Annotated in this window: 24 protein-coding genes; 7 read left to right on the plus strand and 17 right to left on the minus strand. The window is 64.8% G+C overall.

The genetic code is table 11. The annotated features are described in order from the left end of the window. Positions 1-110 precede the first annotated feature (110 nt). Positions 111-827 (minus strand): tRNA (guanosine(46)-N7)-methyltransferase TrmB, encoded by a 717-nt coding sequence (trmB, locus tag C515_RS0109380; protein WP_051304820.1) that lies wholly within the window; start codon positions 825-827, stop codon positions 111-113. 482 nt (positions 828-1,309) lie between these two features. On the opposite strand from trmB, the gene C515_RS20425 reads away from it, so the two are divergent. Further along, positions 1,310-1,963 (plus strand): chemotaxis protein CheD, encoded by a 654-nt coding sequence (locus tag C515_RS20425; RefSeq protein ID WP_051304811.1) that lies wholly within the window; start codon positions 1,310-1,312, stop codon positions 1,961-1,963. A 484-nt stretch (positions 1,964-2,447) separates the two neighbouring features. Here the strand turns inward: C515_RS20425 and C515_RS0109390 are convergent, their stop codons facing one another. The 7 genes from C515_RS0109390 to gmk form a co-directional block, all read right to left on the minus strand. Next, positions 2,448-3,242: a thiazole synthase gene (locus tag C515_RS0109390; RefSeq protein WP_028455318.1), complete on the minus strand. Its 795-nt coding sequence runs from the start codon at positions 3,240-3,242 to the stop codon at positions 2,448-2,450. Positions 3,243-3,419: 177 nt separating this feature from the next. Further along, entirely contained in the window at positions 3,420-3,620 is a 201-nt protein-coding gene (thiS, locus tag C515_RS0109395) for a sulfur carrier protein ThiS (RefSeq protein ID WP_028455319.1), read from the minus strand. A gap of 72 nt (positions 3,621-3,692) precedes the next feature. After that, positions 3,693-4,148, minus strand: a complete 456-nt coding sequence (locus C515_RS0109400) for a hypothetical protein (RefSeq protein WP_028455320.1) — start codon at positions 4,146-4,148, stop codon at positions 3,693-3,695. Continuing rightward, entirely contained in the window at positions 4,135-4,473 is a 339-nt protein-coding gene (locus C515_RS0109405; RefSeq protein ID WP_028455321.1) for a hypothetical protein, read from the minus strand. Before C515_RS0109405 ends, C515_RS0109400 begins: the two co-directional genes overlap by 14 nt. Continuing rightward, positions 4,473-6,656, minus strand: coding sequence for a RelA/SpoT family protein (locus C515_RS0109410; RefSeq protein ID WP_028455322.1), 2,184 nt, complete (start codon positions 6,654-6,656; stop codon positions 4,473-4,475). The genes C515_RS0109405 and C515_RS0109410 overlap by 1 nt, the downstream gene beginning before the upstream one ends. Positions 6,657-6,673: 17 nt before the next feature. Further along, a complete protein-coding gene (gene rpoZ / locus C515_RS0109415) occupies positions 6,674-6,883 on the minus strand; it encodes a DNA-directed RNA polymerase subunit omega (protein WP_028455323.1) in 210 nt (69 codons plus the stop codon). Positions 6,884-6,986: 103 nt separating this feature from the next. After that, positions 6,987-7,610 carry a guanylate kinase gene (gene gmk, locus C515_RS0109420; RefSeq protein WP_444541989.1) on the minus strand — a complete coding sequence of 208 codons (624 nt, stop codon included), beginning with the start codon at positions 7,608-7,610 and terminating at the stop codon, positions 6,987-6,989. A 187-nt stretch (positions 7,611-7,797) separates the two neighbouring features. Here gmk and C515_RS23060 point away from each other — a divergent pair, with 187 nt between their 5' ends. Beyond that, a complete protein-coding gene (locus C515_RS23060) occupies positions 7,798-8,436 on the plus strand; it encodes a putative metalloprotease CJM1_0395 family protein (RefSeq protein WP_245575016.1) in 639 nt (212 codons plus the stop codon). Positions 8,437-8,518: 82 nt separating this feature from the next. Here the strand turns inward: C515_RS23060 and msrQ are convergent, their stop codons facing one another. The 3 genes from msrQ to C515_RS0109440 all read right to left on the minus strand — a co-directional run bounded on the left by msrQ (position 8,519) and on the right by C515_RS0109440 (position 10,608). Next, positions 8,519-9,097 (minus strand): protein-methionine-sulfoxide reductase heme-binding subunit MsrQ, encoded by a 579-nt coding sequence (gene msrQ, locus C515_RS0109430; protein WP_043648920.1) that lies wholly within the window; start codon positions 9,095-9,097, stop codon positions 8,519-8,521. A 7-nt stretch (positions 9,098-9,104) separates the two neighbouring features. Then, positions 9,105-10,025: a protein-methionine-sulfoxide reductase catalytic subunit MsrP gene (gene msrP / locus C515_RS0109435; protein ID WP_028455326.1), complete on the minus strand. Its 921-nt coding sequence runs from the start codon at positions 10,023-10,025 to the stop codon at positions 9,105-9,107. Positions 10,026-10,284: 259 nt separating this feature from the next. Further along, positions 10,285-10,608, minus strand: coding sequence for a c-type cytochrome (locus C515_RS0109440; protein WP_051304812.1), 324 nt, complete (start codon positions 10,606-10,608; stop codon positions 10,285-10,287). A 146-nt stretch (positions 10,609-10,754) separates the two neighbouring features. Between C515_RS0109440 and cysG the strand changes: the two genes are divergently transcribed. Next, complete coding sequence (gene cysG, locus C515_RS0109445) at positions 10,755-12,161, plus strand: siroheme synthase CysG (protein WP_028455328.1); 1,407 nt, start codon at positions 10,755-10,757, stop codon at positions 12,159-12,161. Between the two features lie 42 nt (positions 12,162-12,203). Here cysG and C515_RS22515 read toward each other — a convergent pair whose 3' ends face one another. From C515_RS22515 to murI, 4 genes are all read right to left on the minus strand, one after another. Next, on the minus strand, positions 12,204-14,621 hold the full coding sequence (locus C515_RS22515; RefSeq protein WP_158380804.1) for a response regulator: 2,418 nt from the start codon (positions 14,619-14,621) through the stop codon (positions 12,204-12,206). A 120-nt stretch (positions 14,622-14,741) separates the two neighbouring features. Then, positions 14,742-15,524, minus strand: a complete 783-nt coding sequence (locus tag C515_RS0109455; protein WP_245575017.1) for an LrgB family protein — start codon at positions 15,522-15,524, stop codon at positions 14,742-14,744. Continuing rightward, the gene (locus tag C515_RS0109460) at positions 15,476-15,829 is read right to left on the minus strand and encodes a CidA/LrgA family protein (protein WP_028455330.1); all 354 of its coding nucleotides are present in this window, start codon (positions 15,827-15,829) and stop codon (positions 15,476-15,478) included. Before C515_RS0109460 ends, C515_RS0109455 begins: the two co-directional genes overlap by 49 nt. A gap of 443 nt (positions 15,830-16,272) precedes the next feature. Then, positions 16,273-17,082, minus strand: a complete 810-nt coding sequence (gene murI / locus C515_RS0109465) for a glutamate racemase (protein ID WP_028455331.1) — start codon at positions 17,080-17,082, stop codon at positions 16,273-16,275. Between the two features lie 150 nt (positions 17,083-17,232). Here murI and C515_RS0109470 point away from each other — a divergent pair, with 150 nt between their 5' ends. From C515_RS0109470 to C515_RS22520, 3 genes are all read left to right on the plus strand, one after another. Further along, complete coding sequence (locus C515_RS0109470) at positions 17,233-18,876, plus strand: SulP family inorganic anion transporter (protein WP_028455332.1); 1,644 nt, start codon at positions 17,233-17,235, stop codon at positions 18,874-18,876. A gap of 119 nt (positions 18,877-18,995) precedes the next feature. Next, positions 18,996-19,712 carry a ribonuclease PH gene (rph, locus tag C515_RS0109475; protein WP_028455333.1) on the plus strand — a complete coding sequence of 239 codons (717 nt, stop codon included), beginning with the start codon at positions 18,996-18,998 and terminating at the stop codon, positions 19,710-19,712. Between the two features lie 262 nt (positions 19,713-19,974). Further along, positions 19,975-21,507, plus strand: coding sequence for a lytic polysaccharide monooxygenase (locus tag C515_RS22520; RefSeq protein ID WP_051304815.1), 1,533 nt, complete (start codon positions 19,975-19,977; stop codon positions 21,505-21,507). Between the two features lie 123 nt (positions 21,508-21,630). On the opposite strand, the gene zapE is transcribed toward C515_RS22520, so the two are convergent. Then, a complete protein-coding gene (zapE, locus tag C515_RS0109485) occupies positions 21,631-22,800 on the minus strand; it encodes a cell division protein ZapE (RefSeq protein WP_028455334.1) in 1,170 nt (389 codons plus the stop codon). 167 nt (positions 22,801-22,967) lie between these two features. On the opposite strand from zapE, the gene C515_RS0109490 reads away from it, so the two are divergent. After that, positions 22,968-24,035 carry an outer membrane protein assembly factor BamB family protein gene (locus tag C515_RS0109490; RefSeq protein ID WP_028455335.1) on the plus strand — a complete coding sequence of 356 codons (1,068 nt, stop codon included), beginning with the start codon at positions 22,968-22,970 and terminating at the stop codon, positions 24,033-24,035. 54 nt (positions 24,036-24,089) lie between these two features. On the opposite strand, the gene C515_RS0109495 is transcribed toward C515_RS0109490, so the two are convergent. After that, entirely contained in the window at positions 24,090-24,695 is a 606-nt protein-coding gene (locus tag C515_RS0109495; protein ID WP_028455336.1) for a peroxiredoxin, read from the minus strand. Positions 24,696-24,866: the final 171 nt, after the last annotated feature.

The raw sequence follows: 24,866 nt of genomic DNA on the forward strand, positions 1-24,866 counted from the left end.
ATGCGGCAGGCTTCGCGCCTTGTTTCAGGCCAAAAACAGCACAAACGGGCAGCGCAAACAAAACCTCAACAGAACCCAGGATTTCTGGTTTTGGCTTAGTCTGTACCCAACTATGCTTGGCGCTTGCGGAAGACCAGATCCCACACGCCATGCCCGAGCTTGATGCCCCGGTTCTCGAATTTGGTCAGCGGGCGGTAATCGGGACGTGGCGCGTAACCGTCGGCGCTATTGACGAGCTCCGCGTTCGCCGACAGCACATCAAGCATCTGCACGGCGTAGTCTTCCCAGTCGGTGGCCAGATGAAGGTAGCCGCCCGGCTGCAGGCGCGACACCAGCAGCTGCACGAAGGGCGACTGGATCAGCCGGCGCTTGTGGTGGCGTTTCTTGTGCCAGGGATCGGGAAAATAGATGTGCACGCCGGCCAGGCTGTTTTCCGCCAGCATGTGCTGCAGGACCTCGACGGCATCGTGCTGGATGATGCGCAGATTGCCGATGCCACTCTCGCCGGCGAGCTTCAGGAGGCTGCCGACGCCGGGCGTATGCACTTCGACGCCGATGAAATCGCTATCCGGCCGGCCAGCGGCGATTTCCGCCGTGGCCTGCCCCATGCCGAAGCCGATTTCCAGCACGCGCGGGGCGCTGCGGCCAAAGGTGGCGTCAAGATCAAGCAGGGCGGGCTGATAAGGCAGGCAGTAGCGCGGGCCAAAATCATGCAGCGCCTTTTCCTGCCCCTTGGACAAATGCCCCTGGCGCAGCACGAAGGATTTGATGCGACGGTGCTTGCCGTCCGGGCCGGAATAATCGCATTGCGGCCATAGCGCGCGGATTTCTTCGGCCTGGCCGGCGGCGCTGAAATGCTCCCAGACGATGCCGTTCACATCCGTTTCGGCGCTGTTCGCCTCTGCCGCCGCGTCTTCCCAGCCCAGATGGCGCAAGCCCGGCGCCTCGTCCGTCACGCGCACCGACACATTCAGTGTTTTCGTGCGCCACAAGGCATACGCGCCGGCGATCACCAGTACTGGCTCGCAGCCCAGGCGCTGGCTGTAATCGGCGATGCTGGCGTCAAGATCACGCACGCCCAGCGCCAGATGCAGTTTCCTGTCACTCATACCCGTCATCCAAAAATGAAAACGCCGCCCATGGCGGCTTGACTGGCCACGATTATAGCAGCCTGGCGCACGGACGGTTCATGCCCGGTCAGCCACCGCCGGTACCGCAGGGCAGACCATTCGGCAGGACCCGCATTTGCAAGCTGACATTCCGTACTAAAGTGTTTAAATTAGCAAAGCCTGATGGACTGGAGCTGGGCATGAACTCACCGCAATTTGCCGGCCTGCGCCATCTGCCTGCCTGCCAGGGCAGCACAAGCGGGCCGGCCATCCATCATGGCCAACCCAGTGCCCACCATCTGGAACAGGAAGCCCGCAACATCCCGCCCGGCGGCGTGGCCGTCGAGCGGCAACGCCCCATTGCCACCCTGCTGGGCTCCTGCATCGCCGTCTGCCTGCATGACCCGCAGGCCGGCGTACTGGGCATGAATCATTTTCTGCTGCCCGAGCTGCATCCGCGGCGCATCAGCAATACCGACCTGCATCTTTCGGGAATGACCTCGATGGAAGTGCTGGTCAACGCCATGCTGAAGGCCGGTGCGCAAAAACGCCGGCTGACCGCCAAGGCCTTTGGCGGCGCCAGCATCGTCCAGCATCTGGCCCACGCGGTGGGCGAGCGCAATATCCGTTTTACCGAAGAATGGCTGGCCGCCGAGGGCATTCCGCTGCTGGCCTGCGATTGGGGGGATGTAATGGCGCGCAAGATTGTCGCCAATCCACGCACCGGCGACGTTTTCTGCCGCCGCCTGCCCTGCACGCCACCACAGCAGCGCGAGCTGAACGCCGCCGAAGCTGCCTACCGCAAGGCGCTGGAACTGCAGCTGGCACAGCGCAGAATCGACTACTTCGACTAGGTTCTGTTGATGTTTTGTTTGCGCTGCCCGTTTGTGCTGTTTTTGGCCTGAAACAAGGCGCGAAGCCCGCCGCATGGTCATTCCATGCCAGGGCTTTGCAACGCAGGGTCAGGCCAAAAACAGCCAAACCCGGAGGGCTGGGCGCTTTTTGCGCCGACTCCGCGTTGTTGCTTTGCTGACATAACCCGTTATGCGGCGCTCGCAACGCCTTGATTCGGCGCAAAAATCGCTCCAGCGGGAACGCAAACAAAACATCAACAGAACCTAATCACAACAAGGGGTATTACCCTGCAGCCCTTTTCTGAAAAAGGCTACAGGGCAATACCCCATTTGCACAAAACATCGCCCAGGTGAACGGCAACCGCCAACGCAGCGCAGAGGAAAGACAGAATCTTTGCGGTTTTCTGCGCAGCTTTGCCTTGGCTGGTGCCCTTGGTGTCCTGGCTTAATTGAACGGCCCTGCCGGGATACGGCAATCGCCGCCTTACTTGCTGGCGGCGATCAGCCCGCTCACCGGGCTGGACGGGTCGGCCGAATACAGTTTCTTCGGCATGCGCCCGGCGAGGAAGGATTCGCGGCCGGCCTCGACCGCCAGCTTCATGGCGCGCGCCATGCGCACCGGATCCTTCGCGTGCGCGATCGCGGTATTCATCAGGATGCCGTCGCAACCAAGCTCCAGCGCAATCGTCGCGTCCGACGCGGTGCCGACGCCGGCGTCGACCAGCACCGGCACGCTGAGCTGCTCGATGATCAGCCGCAGGTTCCACGGGTTGAGAATGCCCATGCCGGAGCCGATCAGTGAGGCCAGCGGCATCACCGCGCAGCAGCCGATCTCCTGCAGCTCCTTGGCGATGATCGGGTCGTCCGAGGTATACACCATCACGTCGAAGCCATCTTTCACCAGCACCTCGGCGGCCTTCAGCGTTTCGCGCACGTTCGGAAACAGCGTGTGCTGGTCGCCGAGCACTTCCAGCTTCACCAGGCGGTGGTCATCGAGCAGCTCGCGCGCCAGGCGCAGCGTGCGGATCGCATCCTCGGCGGTGTAGCAGCCGGCGGTGTTGGGCAGATAGGTGAACTCGGACGGCGGCAGGTAATCGAGCAGGCTGGCTTCGCCGGCATTCTGGCCGATGTTCACGCGGCGGATCGCCACGGTGACGATCTCGGCGCCGGAGGCCTTCACCGCGTCGCGCGTCTGCGCGAAATCCTGGTACTTGCCGGTGCCCACGATCAGGCGGGAGTTATAGGTCTTGCCGGCAATCTGGAAAATGTCGTCACTCATGGTCTTGCCCCTTTTGTCATTGAACCTGCTGGCGCCCGGTGTGCGGGTCGATCTTGCAAAAAAGTGCTTCTGCGGTGCCGGCCCGGCAACTCGACAGGGTATAGCTTTACAGCCATTTACAGAAAATGGCCACAGGCCGATACCCAATGCCGTTTGCCAGTCCGCGCAAGTGCTGGATCAGCCACCGCCCACGGCGACAACCATTTCCAGCACATCACCATCGGCGAGCCGGGTGTCGGCATGCTGGCTGCGCGGCACGATTTCGCCATTGCGCTCGATCGCCACGCGCTTGCCGGTCAGTTCGAGAATGCCGAGCATGTCGGCCACGGTGATGGAGTCGGGAAACTCGCGGTGTTCGCCGTTGAGCGATAGTTTCATCACAGGCCCCTGCCCTCTTGATTCAAACCGGGGCGATTCTAGCATGCCGGACCAACGCTGCCTTGACGCGACTCAGGGTTTGCCGCGTAGGGCGCTGCCGATCAGCGCCAGCAGCAGCACATGACTGACCAGGCCGAGGTAATAGCCGGGCAACATGCGCAACACCTCGGGCAAACCGGGCAGCCAGGGCGAGCCGATGTAGCCGGCGAGTTGCACGCCCTGCCACAGCAGCAGCAGGCGCCGCCATTTCGCCAGCCTGCCCGGACACCGGCACAGACCGACGGGCAATAGCAGAACCAGCAGGCTGGACAGCGTCTGCGCGGCCAGCAACAGCGGCACGGCCAGCGCGACGGCAGATGCGCCGTCCTGCATCTGTTCGAGTGGCAGGGCCAGCGCAATCAGCCAGATCCGCCAGCCCGCAAACTCGACCATCTCGCCCAGCAGTGGCGTGGCCAGAAAAGGCAGCACAAGCGCCGCCAGGTAGAACAACGGCGCAAGCAGCGCCAGGGCACGTTCAGGGCGCGGCATCCTGCTCGTCCACGGCAGCCACCGCGCGCTCGCGCAGGCGCAGCGCCAGATAGCGGCGGGCATGCAGGACGGTGAAAACGGCCCAGCCCAGCAGCAGCGCGGCAATCAGCAGCACATCCTGCAACGCCGTGCCATGGATGGTCATCAGCATGGCCAGCAGCGTCAGCGGCAGGAACAGCGCCACACACAGCGCATGCCGGCCGGCAAGGCGCAGGTAGTCGCGCGCCAGGGCAGCATCATGGCGACGCGCGGTGCAGCCACGCAGCAGGCTGGCAAGGCAAAGGGCTCCGGCGCACAACAGCAGCAACAGGAGCCAGGCTTGCATCAGCCCCTCACGCGCTGCAGGCGGTGGACACTGGAAAGCCCGCGCAGACTCTTGAACACCTGCGCCAGGTGCACGCGGTTGTGCACCTGCAGCGTGAACTGCACCTGGATCAGGTGGTCGCCGCTGTCGGACTGATCCTGCATGCTGACGGCAGCGATATTGGCGTCGGCGTCGGCGATGGCGGCGGCCAGCGCGGCGAGCGTGCTGCGGTCGTTGCTAGCGAGCACCTTCACCGGCACATCGAACAGCCGCGAGACATCCGGATCCCACTCGACGTAGATCAGCTTCTCGGCGTCGATGCGCCCGCGCGCAACCAGCGGACAATCATGGGTATGGATGAGCAAGCCCTGGTCTTTCTTGACCATGCCAAGGATAGGGTCGCCGGGTATCGGGTTGCAGCAGCGGGCGAACTGGATGGCCATGCCCTCGGTGCCGCGCACGGTGACCGCAACCGGCTTCCTGCCCGGCGTGCTGTCTTCATCCCAGGCGCCGGACAACTGCAGCAGGCGCTTGGCGACGACCACCGACAGGCGCTTGCCCAGGCCGATTTCGGCCAGCACCTCGTCGCGCGCCTTGTCGCCGTGTTCGCGCAGATAGCGCTCCCAGGCCTCCTCGGTCAGCGGGTGCGTCTGGTTCAGCGCCGCGAACGACTGCTGCAGCAGGCGCTCGCCCAGGTGCACCGACTCCTCGAAGCGCATGGTCTTGAGGAAATGCCGGATATGGCTGCGCGCCTTGCCGGTGGTGACAAAAGTGAGCCACGAGGGGTTCGGATGCGCGTGCGCAGCCATGACGATCTCGACCGAATCACCATTCTTCAGCCGCGTGCGCAGCGGCACCAGCTCGTGATTGACCTTGGCGGCGATGCAGCGATTGCCGACGTCGGTGTGCACTGCGTAGGCGAAGTCCACGCAGGTCGCGCTGCTGGGCAGCGAGAGGATCTTGCCCTTGGGCGTGAACACATACACCTGGTCGGGGAAGAGGTCGACCTTGATGTGCTCGAGAAATTCGACCGCATCGCCGGAATCGGCCTGCATTTCCAGCAAGGACTGCAGCCACTGGTGCGTCTTTTTCTGGACTTCCGAGAAGCCCTCGTCGCCGGACTTGTACATCCAGTGGCTGGCCACGCCGGCGTCGGCAATGCGGTGCATGTCGTTGGTGCGGATCTGGATCTCGATCGGCGTGCCATAAGGGCCGAACAGCGTCGTGTGCAGCGACTGGTAGCCGTTCTGCTTCGGAATCGCGATGTAATCCTTGAACTTGCCCGGAATCGGCTTGAACAGCGAATGCAAGGCACCCAGCGCCAGGTAACAGGCGCCGAAGTCCTTCACCTGCACGCGAAAGCCATAGATGTCCAGTACCTCGGAAAAGCTCAGGTGCTTTTCCTGCATCTTGCGGTAAATGCTGAAAAGGTTTTTCTCGCGGCCGCTCACCGTGGCCTCGATGCCGGCAGAGGCAAGCTTGGCGCGGATGGCATCGAGGATCTTGCCGACGACCTCGCGGCGGTTGCCGCGCGCAGCCTTCAGTGCCTTGGAGAGCACGTCGTAGCGGTGCGGGTGCAGGTATTTGAACGCCAGGTCGTCCAGCTCGACATACACCGCATTCAGGCCGATGCGGTTGGCGATCGGCGCGTAGATTTCCAGCGTTTCGCGCGCGATGCGTTTTTGCTTGTCGGCACGCATCGCATCCATCGTGCGCATATTGTGCAGCCGGTCGGCGAGCTTGATCAGGATGACGCGCAGATCGTGCGCCATGGCCAGCAGCATCTTGCGGAAGTTCTCGGCCTGCGCCTCTTCCTTGCTCTGGAATTCCAGCTTGTCGATCTTGCTCATGCCGTCGACCAGCTCGGCGACCGTCTTGCCGAATTTCTCGGTCAGCTCGACCTTGGTGACACCGCTGTCTTCCATTACATCATGCAGCAGGGCGCCAGCGAGCGCCTGGGCATCGAGCTTCCACTGCGTGAGGATGCTGGCAACGGCCAGCGGGTGCGAGATATAGGGTTCGCCCGATTTGCGCTGCTGTTCGCGGTGCGCCGCCTCGGAAAAGAGAAAAGCCCGGCGCAGGAATTCGCGATCCTCGGGCTTGAGGTAGGACGTCAGCTCGCCCAGAAAGCGGTTGGCGCTATCGATGACCTCCGGCGCACGCGCCAGGGCGGGAACATCATGGGGGCCAATTTCCGCTTCCATAGGCAGGCTCGATCGGATCAGCCGCGGTTGCGGGTCAGGATTTCCACCCCGACGAGGCCGGCGGACATTTCGCGCAGCGCCAGCACGGTCGGCTTGTCACGGCCCTGATTTTCCACCTGCGGGGTGGAGCCGTTTTCGATCTGGCGGGCGCGATAGGCGGCGGCCAGGGTCAGGTCAAAACGGTTCGGGATGCGGGACAGACAGTCGTCGATAGTGATGCGGGCCATGCGGCGATTCTCCAAAAGCGTCAAAAGCAGCGGGCAGACAGGCTGCCCGTGATGAAACAGTATAGCAAAGGCCGTGCCGGGCCGTCGAAAAACGGCCGGTCGGTCAGCCCTTCAGTGCGGCGATCAGCGCCGTGTGGCGGGCAGATTGCGCCGCCAGGCGCAGGCGCTCGGCGCGCACGACGGCGACGATGTCACGCACGGCCTCGTCAACGTGCTCGTTGATGATCACGTAATCGGCCTCGTCGACATGGCTGATTTCCTCGCGCGCCACGGCCATGCGCCGGGCGATCACTTCGTCGCTGTCCTTGCCGCGGCCGCGCAGGCGGCCTTCGAGCACATCCAGCGACGGCGGCAGCACGAAAATGCCGATCACCGCCGGGTGCAGCCGGCGTACCTGCTGTGCGCCCTGCCAGTCGATTTCCAGCAGGATGTCGCGACCTTCGGCCATCACGCCGTTGATCCAGCTTTGCGAGGTGCCGTAGTAGTTGCCGTACACCTCGGCATGCTCGAGAAAATCGCCGGCGTTGATCATGCGCTCGAACTCGGCGCGTTCGACGAAATGGTAATCACGGCCATTCACTTCGCCCTCGCGCGGCGCACGGGTGGTGTAGGACACGGACAGCTGGATGTGCGGGTCGGCGGCAAGCAGCGCCTTGACCAGCGTGGTCTTGCCGGCACCCGACGGTGCGGTCACGACATAGAGATTGCCTTTGGCCATTGCAGTAATCGGAGTCATTTCAGGTCCGCCAAGATTAGCACAAAGCCTTGCTCTGCTGCGTAGCCGCGCAGCACGGCGCAGCGGGATTGCCCGGCTGGCGGCAGCTTGCCACCGCTTGTCACACCGGTAAGCCGCGCCACCACCCAACAACTGACAAGCAATTTAAAATCAGCATGTTAGCCATGGAGCCAAGGCCATGTTTCCGTCAGTGGGCAGCATGGCTGCCCTGATCAGCAGCTTGCCGGACAGCACGCGCCCGCAGCCGCGGGGGGAACGGCGCGCCCGCGAAACGGCAGACGACGCCAGGACGGACGAAACCCGCGCACCAGCGCGCCAGAAAGCCGACGGCAAGGCGGCTGACGAGCAGGAAGAAGACAAAGCCATCCCCCCTGGCACCCCGCGCTCGCCATCCGGCCAGCCGCTCAGCCCCCAGCAAATCGCCCAGATCCAGGAGCTGGAAGCCACCGACCGCAAGGTGCGCCAGCATGAACAGGCCCACCTGGCCGCAGCCGGCGGGCTGGCGGTCAGCGGCGCAAACTACACCATGGTCACCGGCCCCGATGGCAAGCGCTACGCCGTGGCCGGCGATGTGCGCATCGATGTCTCGCCGGGGCGCACGCCCGAAGAAACAGTGCGCAAGGCGCGGATGATCCAGGCCGCCGCGCTGGCGCCTGCCGACCCGTCCGCCACCGACCGCAGCGTGGCCGCCGAAGCCGCACGCATGGAGCAGCAAGCCCTGCAGGAAATGCGCCAGCGCAGCAGTACCAGTGAAAAGCTCAGCCGCAGCTACGACAGCAACGAATTGCCGCAGGGCGTATTCAGCGCGTATGCCTGACCCCACATACCCACACACCCATACACCCATACACCCAAAGCCCTTTGCAGCAATAGGTTTCAGCCGAATACCCAAAGCACAATCAGCGTCGCAACCACCAGCCCCGCAGCAGGCGTGCGCCCAGCAGCAGCGCCAAGACGGCCGCGTAAATCAGCGGCTGCGTCAGATCGCGCTTCACCAGCCACAGGTAATGCAGCACGGCGAGGATGCTGGCCGGATAAACCAGCCAGTGCAGTCGCGCCCAGTTGCGCTTCAGCCGCCTGATCCAGCCATCCGTCGAGGTGATCGCCAGCGGCAGCAGCAACACAAAGGCGGCAAAACCGAGCGTGATGAAGGGGCGCTTCAGCACATCGCGCCACATGGCGGCCAGATCGAAGAACTGGTCCAGCCACAGCCAGGTCAGCACGTGCAGGCTGGCGTAGAAAAAGGCAAAGAGCCCAAGCATGCGCCGCAGACGCACCAGCGCGCCGTAGCCGCTCAGCCAGCGCAGCGGCGTCACCGCCAGCGTCAGGCACAGACCGACCAGTGCCCAAGTGCCGGAGGCATGGGTAATGAACTCGACCGGATTGACCGGCACGCCCTGCACCACCAGCACGCACACGCGCACCAGCGGCAACAGGCACAGCAGGAACAACAGGGGCTTGACCCAGCGTGGCAACATGCTCGCCTCAGTAAAAACGCTTCAGGTCCATGCCCTTGTACAGGCCGGCCACCTGATCGGCGTAACCGTTGAACATCAGCGTTTTGCGGCGGAACAGCTCACCGATGCGCCGCTCGCTGGCCTGGCTCCAGCGCGGGTGATCGACCGTCGGGTTGACGTTCGAATAGAAGCCATATTCGCGCGGATTGGCCATGCTCCAGCTCGTCGGCGGCTGCGTTTCCTGCAGGCGGATGCGCACGATGGACTTGCTGCTCTTGAAGCCGTATTTCCACGGCACCACCAGACGGATCGGCGCGCCATTCTGTTTGGGGAGGATGTCGCCATACAGGCCAACCGCCAGAATGGTCAGCGGGTGCATGGCCTCGTCGATGCGCAGGCCCTCGCGGTAGGGCCAGTCGAGCACGCGCTCGCGCACGCCGGGCACCTGCGCCGGATCGGCCAGGGTTTCGAAGGCCACGTACTTCGCGCGGGAGGTCGGATCAACCTGCTTGAGCAAGGCCGCCAGCGGAAAGCCCACCCAGGGGATGACCATGGACCAGCCTTCCACGCAGCGCAGGCGATAGATGCGCTCCTCCAGCGGGGCGAGCTTCAGCAATTCTTCAATGCTGAAACGGCGCGGCTTGCCGGCCTCGCCGTCCACCAGCACGCTCCAGGGGCGGGTTTTCAGCGTGTGGGCCTGTTCGGCCGGGTCGGATTTGGCCGTACCGAATTCATAGAAATTGTTGTAGCTGCTGATTTCCTTGAGGGTATTTTTCTCTTCGGCGGTCGAATAGGGCGAAGTGCGCGCCGGCAGCGCGGCGCTGGCGGTCGGCCCCAGGAGCGCCAGCGTCATGGCGGCGCCGGCGCCCATGAATTGCCGGCGGTTCAGATACACCTCGCGCGGGGTGATTTCACTCGGCGCAATCGGGTCGGGGTAGCGTATCAGCATGTTCGGGTCCTCGGTCTGTGCTGCTTGGTCGCCGCAGCACGGGCCGTTATGACAGGGAGTGCTGAAAATGATTCCCGCTCCGGCAACGCCCATTCCCCTGACGCCCCATCCCTTGAAGCCCCATCGCCGCGCAAACACGCAGCACCTCGGGCCCGGCGAGCGCGGCAAGACCATCCGACAGCGCCGGCCTGCCGCGCTGTCGCGCCCCCAGAAACGCCAACAGCGCCGGAGGCGCTGTCGTGGCCGGGCTTGCCCGCCCTTATTTGGTCGAGAGCACCCACTGCGCCAGCGCCTTGGCTTCGGCATCGGTCACCGCATTGGCCGGCATGGCCAGCGAGCCCCAGGCGCCACTGCCGCCCTTCTGGATCTTGGTGGCGAGCTTGGCAACCGCGCCCTTGTCATTCTTGTACTTGGCGGCCACGTCCCTGTAGGACGGTCCGACCAGCTTCTTGTCCGGCGCATGGCAGGCCATGCAGGCCTTGGCCTTGGCCAGCTCGGCCGGATTGACCGGGTTGGCGGCGCTGGCGCCGGCGGCGGCCAGCAGCAGGCCACAGCACGTCAAAAGGGTAGTCGGCAATGTCATCTCGGTCTCCGGGTGGTCATGGGTCTTGTACTGGCCGTAGCTCGCTCACGGCTGGCCGCCGGCCGCCCTCGCTTGCGGGTCAATCCGCAGGTTTGCGGGCATTCGTGCCAGAATAGCGGCATTCAAGCGCACTGCGTACATCCTGCATGGACTACTTCCCCCTTTTCCTTGATCTGGCGCAACAAGACTGCCTCGTGGTCGGCGGCGGCGAAATCGCCACGCGCAAGATCCGCCTGCTGCTGGCCGCCGGCGCTCGCGTGACCGTGCTGGCGCCGGCACTGCACGACGAGCTGGCCGGACTGGCCGAGGCGGGCCGCCTTCGGCATCAGTCCGGCGAATTCGCAAGCGGCATCGTCACGCGCGCATGGCGGCTGGTGATCGCCGCCACCGACGACGCCGACGTGAATGCCGCCGTCTTCGCCGCCTGCGAGTCCGCCGGCGTGCTCGTCAATGCCGTGGACGACCCGGCGCACAGCCGCTTTATCACCCCGGCCATCATCGATCGCTCGCCCTTGCAGATTGCACTATCCACCGGCGGCGGCACCCCCGTGCTGGCGCGCCAGCTGCGCGCGCAGCTCGAAGCGCTGATTCCGCACGGCTACGGTGAACTGGCCGGCCTGCTGAGCGACTTGCGGGCGCTTTCCAAGGAAAAACTGCCCGAGCCGGCCGCCCGCCGGCATTTCTGGGAACAGGCGCTGGCCGGGCCGCTGCCCGACCGCGTGTTCGCCGGCGATGTGCAAGGCGTGCGCGCCGAGCTGGTCGCCGCGCTCAACGCGTCCGACGCTGGCGCGCTGACGCGCGGCGCCGTCTATCTGGTCGGCAGCGGGCCGGGCAACCCGGACCTGCTGACCTTCCGCGCGCTGCGGCTGATGCAGCAGGCCGACGTCGTGCTCTACGACAACCTGGTCAGCCCGGCCATCATGGAGCTGGTGCGCCGCGACGCCGAGCGCATCTACGTCGGCAAGAAGGCCAGCAACCACGCGCTGCCACAGGAAGACATCAACCAGCTGCTGGTCCAGCTCGCGCAGGAAGGCAAGAAGGTGCTGCGGCTCAAGGGTGGCGACCCCTTCATTTTCGGCCGCGGCGGCGAGGAAATCGCCGAACTGGCGGCAGCCGGCATCGAGTTCGAGGTGGTTCCCGGCATCACCTCGGCGGCCGGCGCTTCCTGCTACGCCGGCATTCCGCTGACCCATCGCGACTACGCGCAGTCGGTGACCTTTGTCACCGGCCACCGCCGCGCTGGCGAAATCGAGCTGGACTGGCCGCGGCTGGTCAACCCGGCCGAAACGGTCGTCGTCTACATGGGTGTCGCCCAGGCGCCGCGCATCAGCGCACAGCTGATTGCGCATGGCCGCGCACCGGATACGCCGGTGGCCATCGTCGCCAACGCGACGCGCAACGACCAGCAGGTGGTGATCGGCTCGCTGGCAACGCTGGCCGACGATCTGGCCGGCGCCAGCATCAAGCCGCCGGCGCTGATCATCATCGGCGACGTGGTGAAGCTGCATGCCCAGCTAAACTGGCGCAAACCCAAGCAGGGTATTGCCCCGTAACCCATCACAGAAAAAGGCTACAGATCAATACAGCGGGCCGTATCAGCGATCACGGAGGAAATGGGCCTCCAGCGCGCTGACCAGCTGCTCAAACTGCAGGGGCTTGCTCAGGTAGTCGTCCATGCCGGCGGCGCGACACTCGGCTTCGTCGCCGCGCATGGCATTGGCGGTCAGCGCGATCACCGGAACGGCATGCTGGCGCACGGCGCTGGCCGGATCGCGGATGATGCGCGTCGCCGCCAGGCCATCCAGCGTCGGCATCTGCACATCCATCAGCACCAGGGCATAGTCATTGCGCTCCAGCAGCGCCAGTGCCTCGCGACCATCGCGCGCCTCGTCGCAGGCAAAGCCCAGGCGCTGCAGCATCAGGCGCACTACCTGCCGGTTGACCGGATTGTCATCGACCAGCAGCAGCTTGCCGGTCGCGACAAAATGCGGGCGTGGCCGGCTGCTGGCGATCTCGTCAGGCGCCGTGCCGGACTGCAGCTGCTGCAGGCAGCGCAGCAGCGCGCGCTGCTGCACCGGCTTGTCGAGACTGCCCGCCAAGCCATGCCTTTGCCATTCGACACGCCCGAGCGGGTGCAGGCTTTCCTGCAGCAGCACGCAGCGCAATTGTGGATGACTGGCCAGCAAATCGACGGCCAGCTGCAGGCCCGTGCCCTCGGGCCAGTCCTGCCGGATGAAGACGACGGGATCGGGCGTCTCGGCGCACAGCGCGGCCAGCGCGCTGCGCGCCTGCGCGATGTCACCGGCCAGCTGCACGGCGCAACCGCAGCGCCCGAGTTGCAGGGCCAGCAGCGCCCGGGCATAGGGCTGCGGCTCGATGACCAGCACCGCCAGCGGCTCGGCCAGCAGTGCCGGCGGGCTCGCTGCCACGGCCGGGCCCAGCGGCAGGCGGCAGTAAAACCACGCCCCTGCCCCCGTCGCACTATCCGCGATCAGCTCGCCCCCCATCAGCTGCACCAGCCGCCGCGAAATCGACAGGCCCAGCCCGGTACCGCCGTAATGGCGCGCCACAGCGGCATCTCCCTGCCGGAAGGCTTCAAAGATCGACTCGACCTGCCCTTCGGGGATGCCGATGCCGCTATCGCGCACGCTGAGCTCGACCCACAGGCCATCGTCGCGCTCCAGCCGGCGCGCCAGCAAGGACACTTCGCCACCGGCGGTGAACTTGATGGCGTTGCCCAGCAAATTGACCAGCACCTGGCGCAGCCGCCCCGGATCGCCCAGCACCAGTTGCGGCAGCGCCGGGTCCAGATCGCAGAGCAGCTCCAGGCGTTTTTGCTGGGCGCGCGGCGCCAGCAGCTTGCAGACGTCCTCCAGCAATTGCACCAGATCGAATTCGATGGCTTCGATTTCCATCTTGCCGGCGTCGATCTTGGAATAGTCGAGAATGTCGTTGATCACGCCCAGCAGTGCTTCGGCGCTGCGCTGCATGGTGAGCGCGTAATCGCGCTGCTGGTGATTGAGCGGTGTATCAAGCAGCAACTGGCTCATGCCGATGACGCCATTCATCGGCGTGCGGATTTCGTGGCTCATATTGGCCAGAAACACCCCCTTGGCCCGGTTCGCCGCTTCGGCGGCATCGCGCGCCTCGGCCAGTGCGGCGATGCGCCGCCGGTCGCGCTGCGTGGCCAGCACCAGCAACAGCAGCGTGGCCGCCAGCAGGATGCTCAGCGTCCAGCCGCCGAGGCGGATCGCCAGCGCTTCGGCCTGGGCCGGTGGCGGCACCAGCATGCTGACCTGCCAGCGCCCGCCGGGCACGCGCACTTCTTCCTGGACCTGCAGCAGCGCCGGATCAAGCCGCACGCCCCAGACTGGCTCGCCCTCGGCGCCACCGGCGTCCTTGCCAAGGATCACCAGCCGGCCGCTGAGTTCGGGATGCAGGCCAAGCCGCCGCCAGAAGAGCTCAAGGCGAATGACCGTGCTGATCATGCCCCAGTAGCGGCCATCGGCCAGGTACACCGGGACACGGTAAATCAAGCCTTCGCCGCCCTGCACCAGGCGTACGGGGCCGGCCAGAAACGGCCGGCGCGAATCAATCACGCGCTTGACCGCCGGCCACTGCGCGGTCACGTCCGGATAGTAAAGACCAATCGCCTTTTCATTGCCCACCATGGGATACATCCAGCGGATGCGATTGTCCGGCGCGATGCCGATATTGCGCAGATTGCGTCCGAGCAGGAACAGCTGCCCCATCATCGCCGGCATTTGCTGCTCCAGCTGCTGCGGACTGGAGGTGCGGATAAAGGCATCCAGCCCGCTGGCCACGAACAGCGTCGAATTGAGCTCGCTCTCGACGGCAGCACGCAAGCGCGCCGCCTCCGCCTGGGTGGCATGCTGGGCGCGGATCAGGCTTTCCCGGCGCTCCTGGCGAACCAGGTGCTCGGTCAGCAGGCCGCCGCCGGCCAGAATGAGGCAGGCAGGCAGACACAGTTCGGCAAGATTGCGCCAGTGCATGAATCGCGGCATCCCTGATGGCTTGCAGATAGCACTATAGGCAGTACGCCGGCCAGACGCCGGGGCGGCTGCGCCGCAGACGCTTCACCATCTCGCCCGCGCAAAAACCCTGAGCGCGGCTCAGGCTGGCCAGAGCCTGAGCAGCGCCGGCAGCGTCAGCGACGTAAACACGCCATTGAGCCCCATGGCCAGCCCGGCGAATGCTCCCGCCGTGGGCGAAAGCTGGAAGGCACGCGCCGTGCCGACGCCGTGCGCGGCAATGCCCAGCGCAAAGCCGCCGGCAATGTCGCTGTCGATGCGGGCCAGCCGCAACAGCGGCAGTACGGCCATCGCGCCGAGAATGCCGGTAAGAATCACCACATTGGCGGTCAGTGCCGGCAGGCCGCCGGCGTGCTGCGACAGGGCCATGGCAATCGGCGTGGTCACCGACTTGGGTACGAAGGACACCAGCACCTGCGGGCTGAGGCCAAAGAGCTTGCCAAACAGCAGCGCGGTCAGCATGCCGGCCAGGCCACCGACCAGCAAGGCTAGCAGCAGCGGCCACAGCAGCGTGCGCACGCGCTGCAGATTGTCGAACAGCGGCACGGCGAGCGCGACGGTGGCCGTGCCCAGCAGCCAGTGATACAGCTGGGCGCCCTGGAAATAGTCGGCATAGCTGACCGCGCTGGCCTTGAGAATGCCCATCAGCAGCGCGATGCTCACGAGTACCGGGTGCAGCAGGGCAAACTGGCCGCTGCGCTCGTACAGGCGCTCGGCCAGCAGGTAACAGGCGGCGGTAACGCCCAGCCACAAAAACGGCGCCGTGCGCAGCGCCAGCAGCATCGCGTCGGAATCCAGCGGATTCAGCAGCTCCATCACTCGTCCCTGGCCGGAAAACGGCGCAAGAGCATCTGCAGTGTCCATGCGGACACCAGCAAGGTCACGACGGTCGAGAGCACCAGCACGGCCAGCATCGCCCAGCCCTCGTCGCGCAGCAACGGGCCCAGCAGCATCAGGCCAACACCGGCCGGAACAAAGAGCAGGGCCATGTAGCGCAGCAAGGCCTGGCACACCCGCCCGACCCGGTCATCCACGCCGCGGCGCAAGGTGCACCAGGCCGCCAGCAGCAGCATGCCCAGCACCGGGCCCGGCACAGGCAGGTGCAGGCCGCGACTGAGCATTTCGCCGGCCAGCTGAAAAAGCACCAGAAAGGTGAAGCCGTACAGCATTCGTGCTTGTCCTCGGCGGGGTGTTGAACAAGTCGGTTCTTCGGCCGACATCAAGCACCGGGCAAAGCCCGGCGCAAATCATCATCTGTAAAATCAAGGGCTTATTTTTTGTTTTTCATGCATTTTTTACGGCGAGGCCGTAAAAAATGGGCCACAGGCTGTTTTTCAACAGCCTGTTAGGCTCTGTTGAGGTTTGATTAATTTTTACGCGATGGGCTATTTTGCCCCAGTACCAGGCATTTGCCACGCCGCAGTACGAGTACTGTCAGTGGCAAATAACGCCGTAATGGGGCAAAAGAGCCCATCGCCCGCAGGGCAGCCCCGCCATGCTTGCCGGATGCTTTGTCGCCAATGCTCGTCAATACCCGTATTGACTTGCGCTTGGCTTCGCGCCCCGGCCAGTTGGCGGGGCTGCGTAAAAACTAATCAAACCTCAACAGAGCCTAGAGACTGACCAGATCCAGCCGGTTGAGGCTGCGCCCCAGGAAACGCTCGCCGATGGTCTGGAATTTCACCGGCAGGTCGGTCACGTAATACTGGTAATCGGGCAGCTCGTGCTGCGGATTGGCCAGCCCGCGCTCACCCAGCAGCTGTGCGGCCTGGTCGGCGATCGACAGGGCGGAATCGACCAGCTGCAGGCGCGATCCGGTGATGTCGGTCAAGAGCGGCTTGAGCAGCGGGTAATGCGTGCAGCCCAGCACCAGCGTGTCGATGGCCTCGACGAAGACCGGCTTCAGGTATTCCTGTGCGGTGAGCCGCGTCACCGGATGGTCGAGCCAGCCCTCTTCGACCAGCGGCACGAACAGCGGGCAGGCCTGCGAATACACGCGGCTATCCGGGTTCAGCCGATGGATCGCCCGGGCGTAGGCGTTGGAGTTGATTGTGGTCGGGGTGCCGATCACGCCGATGCCGCCCGTCTGCGAGCGCGCGACGGCATTCTTCGCGCCCGCCTCGATGACATCGAGCACTGGCACGGGCGAGGCCGCGCGCACCTTGTCGGCAGCGACCGCGGCCATGGTGTTGCAGGCGATGATGAGGATCTTCACCTGCTGCTTGAGCAGGAAATCGGCAATTTGCTGCGTGTAGTGCTCGATGGTCGCCACCGACTTCACGCCATAAGGCACGCGCGCGGTGTCGCCAAAGTAAATGATGTTCTCGAAAGGCAGGCGATCCATCAGGGCGCGCACGACGGTGAGGCCGCCGACGCCGGAATCGAATACGCCTATGGGGTGCTGGGGAAGCGATGTTTGCATGACAGCCTCGCAGAAAGCGCGATTTTACCCTTGCCGCGCCCTGCCGGGCGAGCGCTGCCGACGGCAACAAATTACGTTACCGCTGCGCAATACCCACATTTCTCCAGCGGGTTTAGGATGTAAGGGATCGCCATCGCCGGAGACCCTGCCATGATTGCCCTGCGCGAAGCAGCACAAGCCGGACTGCTCGGGCGCGAGCACTGGCTGCCGAATCTGGTCGCTGGCGTCATTGTCGGTGTCGTGGCGCTGCCGCTGGCCATGGCCTTTGCCATCGCCAGCGGGGCCAAGCCGGAACAGGGCATCTATACCGCCATCATCGCCGGGCTGGCCGTTTCGCTGTTCGGCGGCAGCCGGCTGCAGATCGCCGGGCCCACCGGCGCCTTTGTCGTCATCCTTGCCGACATCACCGCACGCTATGGCATTGCCGGCCTGCATATCGCAACATTGCTGGCCGGCGCGATGCTGGTGTTGCTGGGCATGGCCAGACTGGGCAATGTCATCCGTTTCATCCCGGCGCCGGTGATACTGGGGTTCACCAGCGGCATCGGCGTGGTGATCTGGGTGGGGCAATGGCCGGAATTTTTCGGCATCGCCGCGCCACCCGCCCGGCATTTCCATGAAAAACTCATTGCACTCAGCGCTACCCTGCCGCAGTTTCATGGCGCGACCCTGCTGCTGGCCGTGACCGCGCTCGCGCTGACGCTGTGGGGCAACCGCCTGCCGGGGTGCAAGCGCGTTCCCGGCCCGCTGCTTGCGCTCATCGGCGTGACACTGATCCAGCATTTCGGCCAGTTCGACGGTGTGCGCACCATCGCCAGCGCCTTTGGCGGCATTGCGCAGTCGCTGCCGCTGCCGGCACTGCCCGAGCTGTCCGCGGCACGCGTGATCGAGCTGATCGGCCCGGCCTTCTCGATCGCCATGCTGGGCGCGATCGAGTCGCTGCTGTCCGCCGTGGTCGCCGACGGCATGGCCGGCACGCGCCACGACGCCAACCAGGAGCTGGTCGGCCAGGGTCTCGCCAACCTGCTTTGCCCGCTGTTCGGCGGTTTTGCCGCCACCGGCGCCATCGCGCGCACCGCGACCAATGTGCGCAATGGCGGAACCAGTCCGCTCGCCGGTGTCGTGCATGCCATCACGCTGCTCGCCATCCTGCTGCTCGCCGCGCCCTTGGCCGGCCACATTCCGCTGGCGGCGCTCGCCGCCATCCTCTTCGTCGTTGCCTGGAACATGAGCGAGGCGCACCGCTTCGCGCACATGCTGCGCCATGCACCGCGCGCCGACGTGGCCATCCTGCTGATCACCTTCGGGCTGACCGTATTCACCGATCTGGTCGTTGCCGTGCAGATCGGCGTGATCCTCGCCGTGCTGCATTTCCTGCGCCGCATGGCCGGCAGCGTCACCGTCGCGCGCCACGCCGAACCCGACCTCGCCCACGAGCTGGCTGCTCAGGGGCTGAACGGTCTGCCGGCTGGCACGCTGGTCTACAGCATCGAGGGGCCATTCTTCTTTGCCGCCGCCGAGCACTGCGAGCGCGCGCTGATTGCCTCGCACACCGAGGCGCGCCGCCAGATCATCCGCCTGCATCATGTGCCCTTCATCGACATGACCGGCCTGCAGACACTGGAAAAGATCATCCGCCAGCTGCAGCAGCGGCGGGTGGCCGTGGTGGTGTGCGAGGCGAATCCACTGGTGCTGGGCAAGCTCGACAAGGCCGGCGTGCTGGCACTCCTGGGCGAGGATGGCTACCGCACGACGCTGGCTGCGGCGCTTTCCGACATACCACCACCCCCATAGACGTACAGCCCATTAAGAAAATAGGCTGCACTCATATACCCCAATAAAATCGACCAGCCCGCCACACGGTGCGCGGGCTATAATGCGCGCATTCCTTCACCGACCACGAGAATGCCGCCATGCGCCCATCCGGCCGACAACCTGCAGAGCTGCGCCCTGTCCGTCTTACCCGCCACTACACCCGTCATGCCGAAGGCAGCGTGCTCGTCGAGTTCGGCGACACCAAGGTGATCTGCACCGCCAGCGTCGAGGAGAGTGTTCCCGGCTTTCTGAAGGGCAAGGGCCAGGGCTGGGTGACCGCCGAATACGGCATGCTGCCGCGCTCGACCGGCAGCCGCATGAAGCGCGAGGCGGCACAGGGCAAGCAATCGGGCCGCACGCAGGAAATCCAGCGCCTGATCGGCCGCGCGCTGCGCGCCGTCGTCGATCTGGAGAAGCTCGGCGAGCGCCAGATCAGCATCGACTGCGACGTGATCCAGGCCGACGGCGGCACGCGCACCGCCAGCATCACTGGCGCCTTTGTCGCGCTGAGCGACGCCATCAACGGCCTGATCGCCGCCGGCAAGCTGGAACAATCGCCGATCCGCGAAGCGGTCGCCGCCATCTCGGTCGGTGTGTATGAAGGGACGCCGGTGCTCGACCTCGACTACCCGGAAGACTCGGCCTGCGACACCGACATGAACGTGGTGATGACCGCCTCGGGCGGGCTGGTCGAGGTGCAGGGCACCGCCGAAGGCGTGCCGTTTTCGCGCACCGAGCTTGATGCGCTGCTCGACCTGGCTCAGGCCGGCATCGCCGAGCTGATCCGCCTGCAGGATGCTGCACTGCAAGGCTGAACGCCCTTCTGCAGTGGGGTCTGTAGTGCGCTGTTGCGCACTACAGACACTCCCCTGCCGCCAGGCTAAGCTCTTCATCACAAAGACAAAGCAGCACTTGAGCTGCGGGTGTAAGCGATGCTAGATTCATGCCCGCAGCACAGACTGCCAAAAGACGGACCGGCCCGCCCGGCCGTCACGACGACGCAGCCGGCTTCGACCGGACGGTGCGCAAACACAAGAAAAATAGACCGAAGTAATCACACCTTCTGGAGCGAAGTGAATGAAGACTTATCGCCTTGGCCTTGCCCTCTTGGGCAGCGCTACCGCCGCCCTCTTGTCTCCGGCCGTCGTGCACGCGCACGGCACCATGGCCGATCCGATCAGCCGCGTGCTGCAATGTTTCAATGAAGGCCCCGAGTCGCCTAAGTCGGCCGCCTGCCAGGCTGCGGTCGCCGTATCCGGCCCGCAAATGCTGTATGACTGGTCGGGCGTGAACCAGAACCCGAACGGCGACCACAAGGCCTTCGTCCCCGATGGTCAGCTGTGCGGCGGCGGCAAATCCAACTACGCCGGCCTGAACCTCGCGCGCACCGATTGGCCCACCAGCCCGATCGCACCGAATGCCAACGGCCAGTATGACTTCATCTACAAGGCCCCCGCCCCGCACCAGACCCGCGAATGGGCGCTGTACGTGACCCGCGACGGCTGGGATCAGACCCAGCCGCTGAAGTGGTCCGACCTTGAGCGCTTCTGCACGCTCGGCAATGTGCCGGTATCCGCCGACAAGACCTACAAGCTGACCTGCCCGCTGCCGAAGAAGACCGGCCAGCACATCATCTTCAGCACCTGGCAGCGCTCCGACAGCCCGGAAGCCTTTTACACCTGCTCGGACGTGAACTTCTCCGGCGCCGTTTCGACCTTCAAGGAACTGGGTCAGGTGCGCGCCTACCAGGATCTGGCGGAAAACAGCAAGGTGGTCTTCCGCCTCTTCGACGCCCAGGGCCTCGATCTGGAGAAGACCGAGCTCGTCGTCGGCTTCGACACGCAAACCGGCCAGAACACTGGCCTGGCCGCCAACTGGCCGTTCTTCCTCTCGCAAAAGGTCAATGTCGCGTCGCGCTACGTGAGCATGGGCGTGCTGCAGGGCAACGGCAGCGTCGCGCCGGTGCAGAACGCACAAGACAACCGTGTCTATAGCCGCAATGGCGCCAGCTACACCTTCCGCGTTGATATTGAAGGCGCAACCGTACCGACCGTGGTTCCGACCACCCAGCCGACCGCAACGCCGACCAGCACACCGACCACCAGCCCGAGCGCGACACCGACCGTTGCTCCGACGGTGACTCCGCCTGCCGGCAACTGCGCCGCAGCCTGGGACAGCACCAAGGATTATGCCGGCGGCAGCCGCGTCAGCTACAACGGCAAGCTGTGGGAAGCGTCCTGGTGGAACCGTGGTGAAGCCCCGGGCAGCCAGCAATGGGGCGCCTGGAAGGAAGTAGGCAGCTGCAGTGCAACGACGGCAACACCGACCGCTGCGCCGACGCCGACCAAGGCTCCGACCGCCACACCGACAGCAGCCCCGACCCCGACTGCGGCACCAACCGTGGTGCCGACTGCCACGCCGACCGTGGCACCCACCGGCTCGGTTCAGGCTTGTGCCGCCGCCTGGGATGCCAAGACCGTCTACGCCAACACCGGCACCGTGGTGTCCTACAGCGGTCGCAATTACTCCAACAAGTGGTGGATCACCGGCGAAAACCCGACTGCCGGCGGCCAGTGGGGTCCGTGGAAAGACCTGGGTGCCTGCAAGTAAGACAAGCAAGCCCTCAAGCTGGCGCCAGAGTTCTGGCGCCAGCCCCCAAAACTGAAAAATCCCCCGGATCACCGGGGGATTTTTTTGCGCTCGATGCTTTTTGGACTCAAAGCAAGGACTTGCTCAGGTTTCCACCACCCCGGCCAGCTGATGGCTGCTGTGCTCGTGCGGCAGGGCAAGGTATTCGCTCGACTGCATTTCGGTCAGGCGACTGGCCGTGCGGAAAAATTCGCCAGCCTGCGGCCCCTCGACATACAGCTCGTCCACGCCGACGGCGGCTGAGAGGATGAGCTTGACGCGGTGGTCGTAAAACACATCGACCAGCCAGGTGAAGCGCCGTGCCTGATTGGACTGCGCGGCGCTCAGCCGGGGAATGTTGCTGATCAGCACCGTATGGTAGGTCTGCGCCAGCTCCAGATAATCGGCCTGCCCGCGACCGTCTCCGCACAGCACGGCAAAATCGAACCAGACCAGTCCCGGCGCATGGCGCCGCGGCTTGAGCCGTCGGCCGGCGAGCGTCAGGGTATTGGGCAGGTCCGCGCCGGTCGCGATGGCATCAAAGAGGCGGGCGAGCTCCGCGTCATTGTCAGCGGAAAGCGGTGTCAGGTAGGTGCGTGCGGCACTCAGGGTGCGCATGCGGTAATCCTGGCCGCCATCGACATTGAGCACATCAAGCCTTTCCTTGAGCAAGGCGATCGTGGGCAGGAAATTCTGCCGCTGCAGGCCATTCGGGTAAAGCGCATCCGGCGCGTAATTGCTGGTGGCCACCAGCACCACGCCGCGCGCGAACAACTGTTCCATGAGACGGCCAAGCAGCATGGCGTCGGCGATGTCGGAAACATGAAATTCGTCAAAGCACAGCACGCGCACCGCCCTTGCCCACTTTTCAGCGACAGCGACCAGCGGATCGGCCACGCCCTGCTGCGCACGCAATTCGGCATGCACTTCCTGCATGAAGCGGTGAAAGTGCAGGCGCTTCTTGCGCCGGTACGGCAGGCTGGCAAAAAAGGCATCCATCAGAAAGCTCTTGCCACGCCCGACGCCCCCCCAGAAATACAGGCCGCGCGGCAAATCCGGCTGCGGCAGCAGCGGCACCCCGAACAGTGCCGCCTTGCGAAACGGCCGGGCGCGCCGGGCCTTGAAGTCGACCAGCTGGTGCCAGAGTTCGTCCAGCCGGGCGATGGCGGCAGCCTGCGCCGCATCGGGCAGGAAAGCGGGGTTGGCGGCAAGCTCGCGATACCAGGCAAGCGGGCTGATACCCTCGGCCGGCGGTGCGATCTGGTGCTGGGACATGCGCAATCTCGGTCTGGTTGGCAAACGCGAATTATACGGCCAGCGCTGGCAAGTCCGGAACCGCCGGTGTTTTGCCTCACCCGCAGCAAAAACGCAATGCCGGTCAACCCGGCCCGGCGCCTTTGCGCAAAGATGGGCCCTCCCCTCACCCACGGACAGGAAGAGCCATGCTGAAAACTGGCAGCGCCATTGCACTCTTTGCCCTGCTGAACACCGCCTGCGCCGCGAGCACGGCGTGGTCAGTGAAAACCGGCGCACCGATACGCGGCGGCGTGCTCACTGATGCCAACGGTAGCGTGATCGTCGGCAATCTGGCCGGCGACGTACTGGCCTTTGATGGCACTCGCCGCCAGCGCTGGCATTCGCGCATCGACGGTGCAATCACCAGCACGCCATTGCGTCACGCGGGCCTTGTCATCATCGCCAGCAGCAAGGGCGTCAGTGCGCTGCAGGAGGCAGACGGCAAGCCGCGCTGGCAACACAAGCTCGGCAATCTGGGCCTGGATCAGCTCAAAAGCTGGGACAGCCTGCAGGCCGACCCCGTCGCTGCCGGCAAGCTGGTGCTGGTCGTTTTTGGCACGCAATTGCTGGCACTGGATGCCGCCAGCGGCAAGCAAATCTGGACAAGCCAGTTGCCTGCGGCAAGCAGCGCCACGCCGCTGCTTACGGCCGACGGCATCCTGCTGGTCGACGAGCGTGGTCAGCTGCAGATCATCGACGCCGGCAACGGCAAGCTGCTCAGGAGCACAACGCTGGCCCGAGCAGCCATCCAGCAAGCGCCGGCGCTGTCCGGCAAGCTGCTCGTCTACGGCTCGCGCGACGGCAAGGTGCGCGCGCAGGTGCCAGGCGAAACGCGGCCGCGCTGGGAGGTGGATCACGGTTCGTCGTGGATTGTCGCCTCGCCCTTGCTGGACGACGGGCTGGCACTGGTGGGCAGTTCGGACAGTCAGCTGCTGCAGGGCATCGATCTGTCCAGCGGCAAGGTGCGCTGGGAGCTGCCATCCGGGCAGAACGCGCTGCGCGCGCCGGTGAAGGCCGGGTCGCTGTACTGGTTCGCCGGTGGCGATGCCTATTCGCCGCAGTCACCCAGCAAGCTGCTGGCAGTAAACGCCAGTGGCAAGATCCGGCACAGCATCGCCATGCCCAGCGCGCTGTTTGGCCAGGCGGTGGTGGCCGGCGACACGCTGTGGATTGGTGGCGAGGACGGCGTACTGCATGCGCTGCCCAGCAAGTAAACGGCAATGAAAAACCCCGGCAAGCCGGGGTTTTTCATTCGGGCCAAAACCGGATTACAGCGCTTCGGCGTTGCTGGCCAGGTAATCGGCCACGCCTTCGGCGGAAGCCTTCATGCCCTTCTTGCCCTTGTTCCAGCCTGCCGGGCAGACTTCGCCGTGCTCTTCAACGAATTGCAGCGCATCAACCACGCGCAGCAGTTCGTCGATGTCGCGGCCCAGCGGCAGGTTGTTGACGACCTGGTGCTGAACGACGCCGTTCTTGTCGATCAGGAAGGTACCGCGCAGCGCAACGCCAGCTTCGGCAAGCTCAACGTCGTAAGCCTGGCAGATTTCGTGCTTCACGTCGGCGACCAGGGTATAGCCAACCTGACCGATGCCGCCCTTTTCAACCGGGGTGTTGCGCCAGGCGCTGTGGGTGAACTGGCTGTCAATGGACACGCCGATCACTTCGACATTGCGCGCCTTGAATTCCTGCAGGCGGTTGTCAAAGGCGATCAGTTCAGACGGGCAGACGAAGGTGAAGTCGAGCGGGTAGAAGAAAACGGCAGTGTACTTGCCGGCGGTTTCTTTCTTCAGATTGTAGCTGTCAACAATCTGGCCATTGCCAAGAACGGCGGCGGCGGTGAAATCCGGGGCTTGCTTGCCTACGAGTACGGCCATGTTGTATCTCCTGGTTGGGGTGATGATGCAATTGCTGCAAAGCGCTGCACGATAATTTGGGGACGACCCGGCGTCAAATCAAGAGTCTTCATGCTCACGATAGGCGGCCACTATCACCGTTTCCTGCTCGCCGGGCAAAGTGCACAATGGGCTGCATTGCCATGGCCGAGC

This window comes from Chitinilyticum litopenaei DSM 21440 (genome assembly GCF_000428145.1).
Lineage (GTDB): Bacteria > Pseudomonadota > Gammaproteobacteria > Burkholderiales > Chitinibacteraceae > Chitinilyticum > Chitinilyticum litopenaei.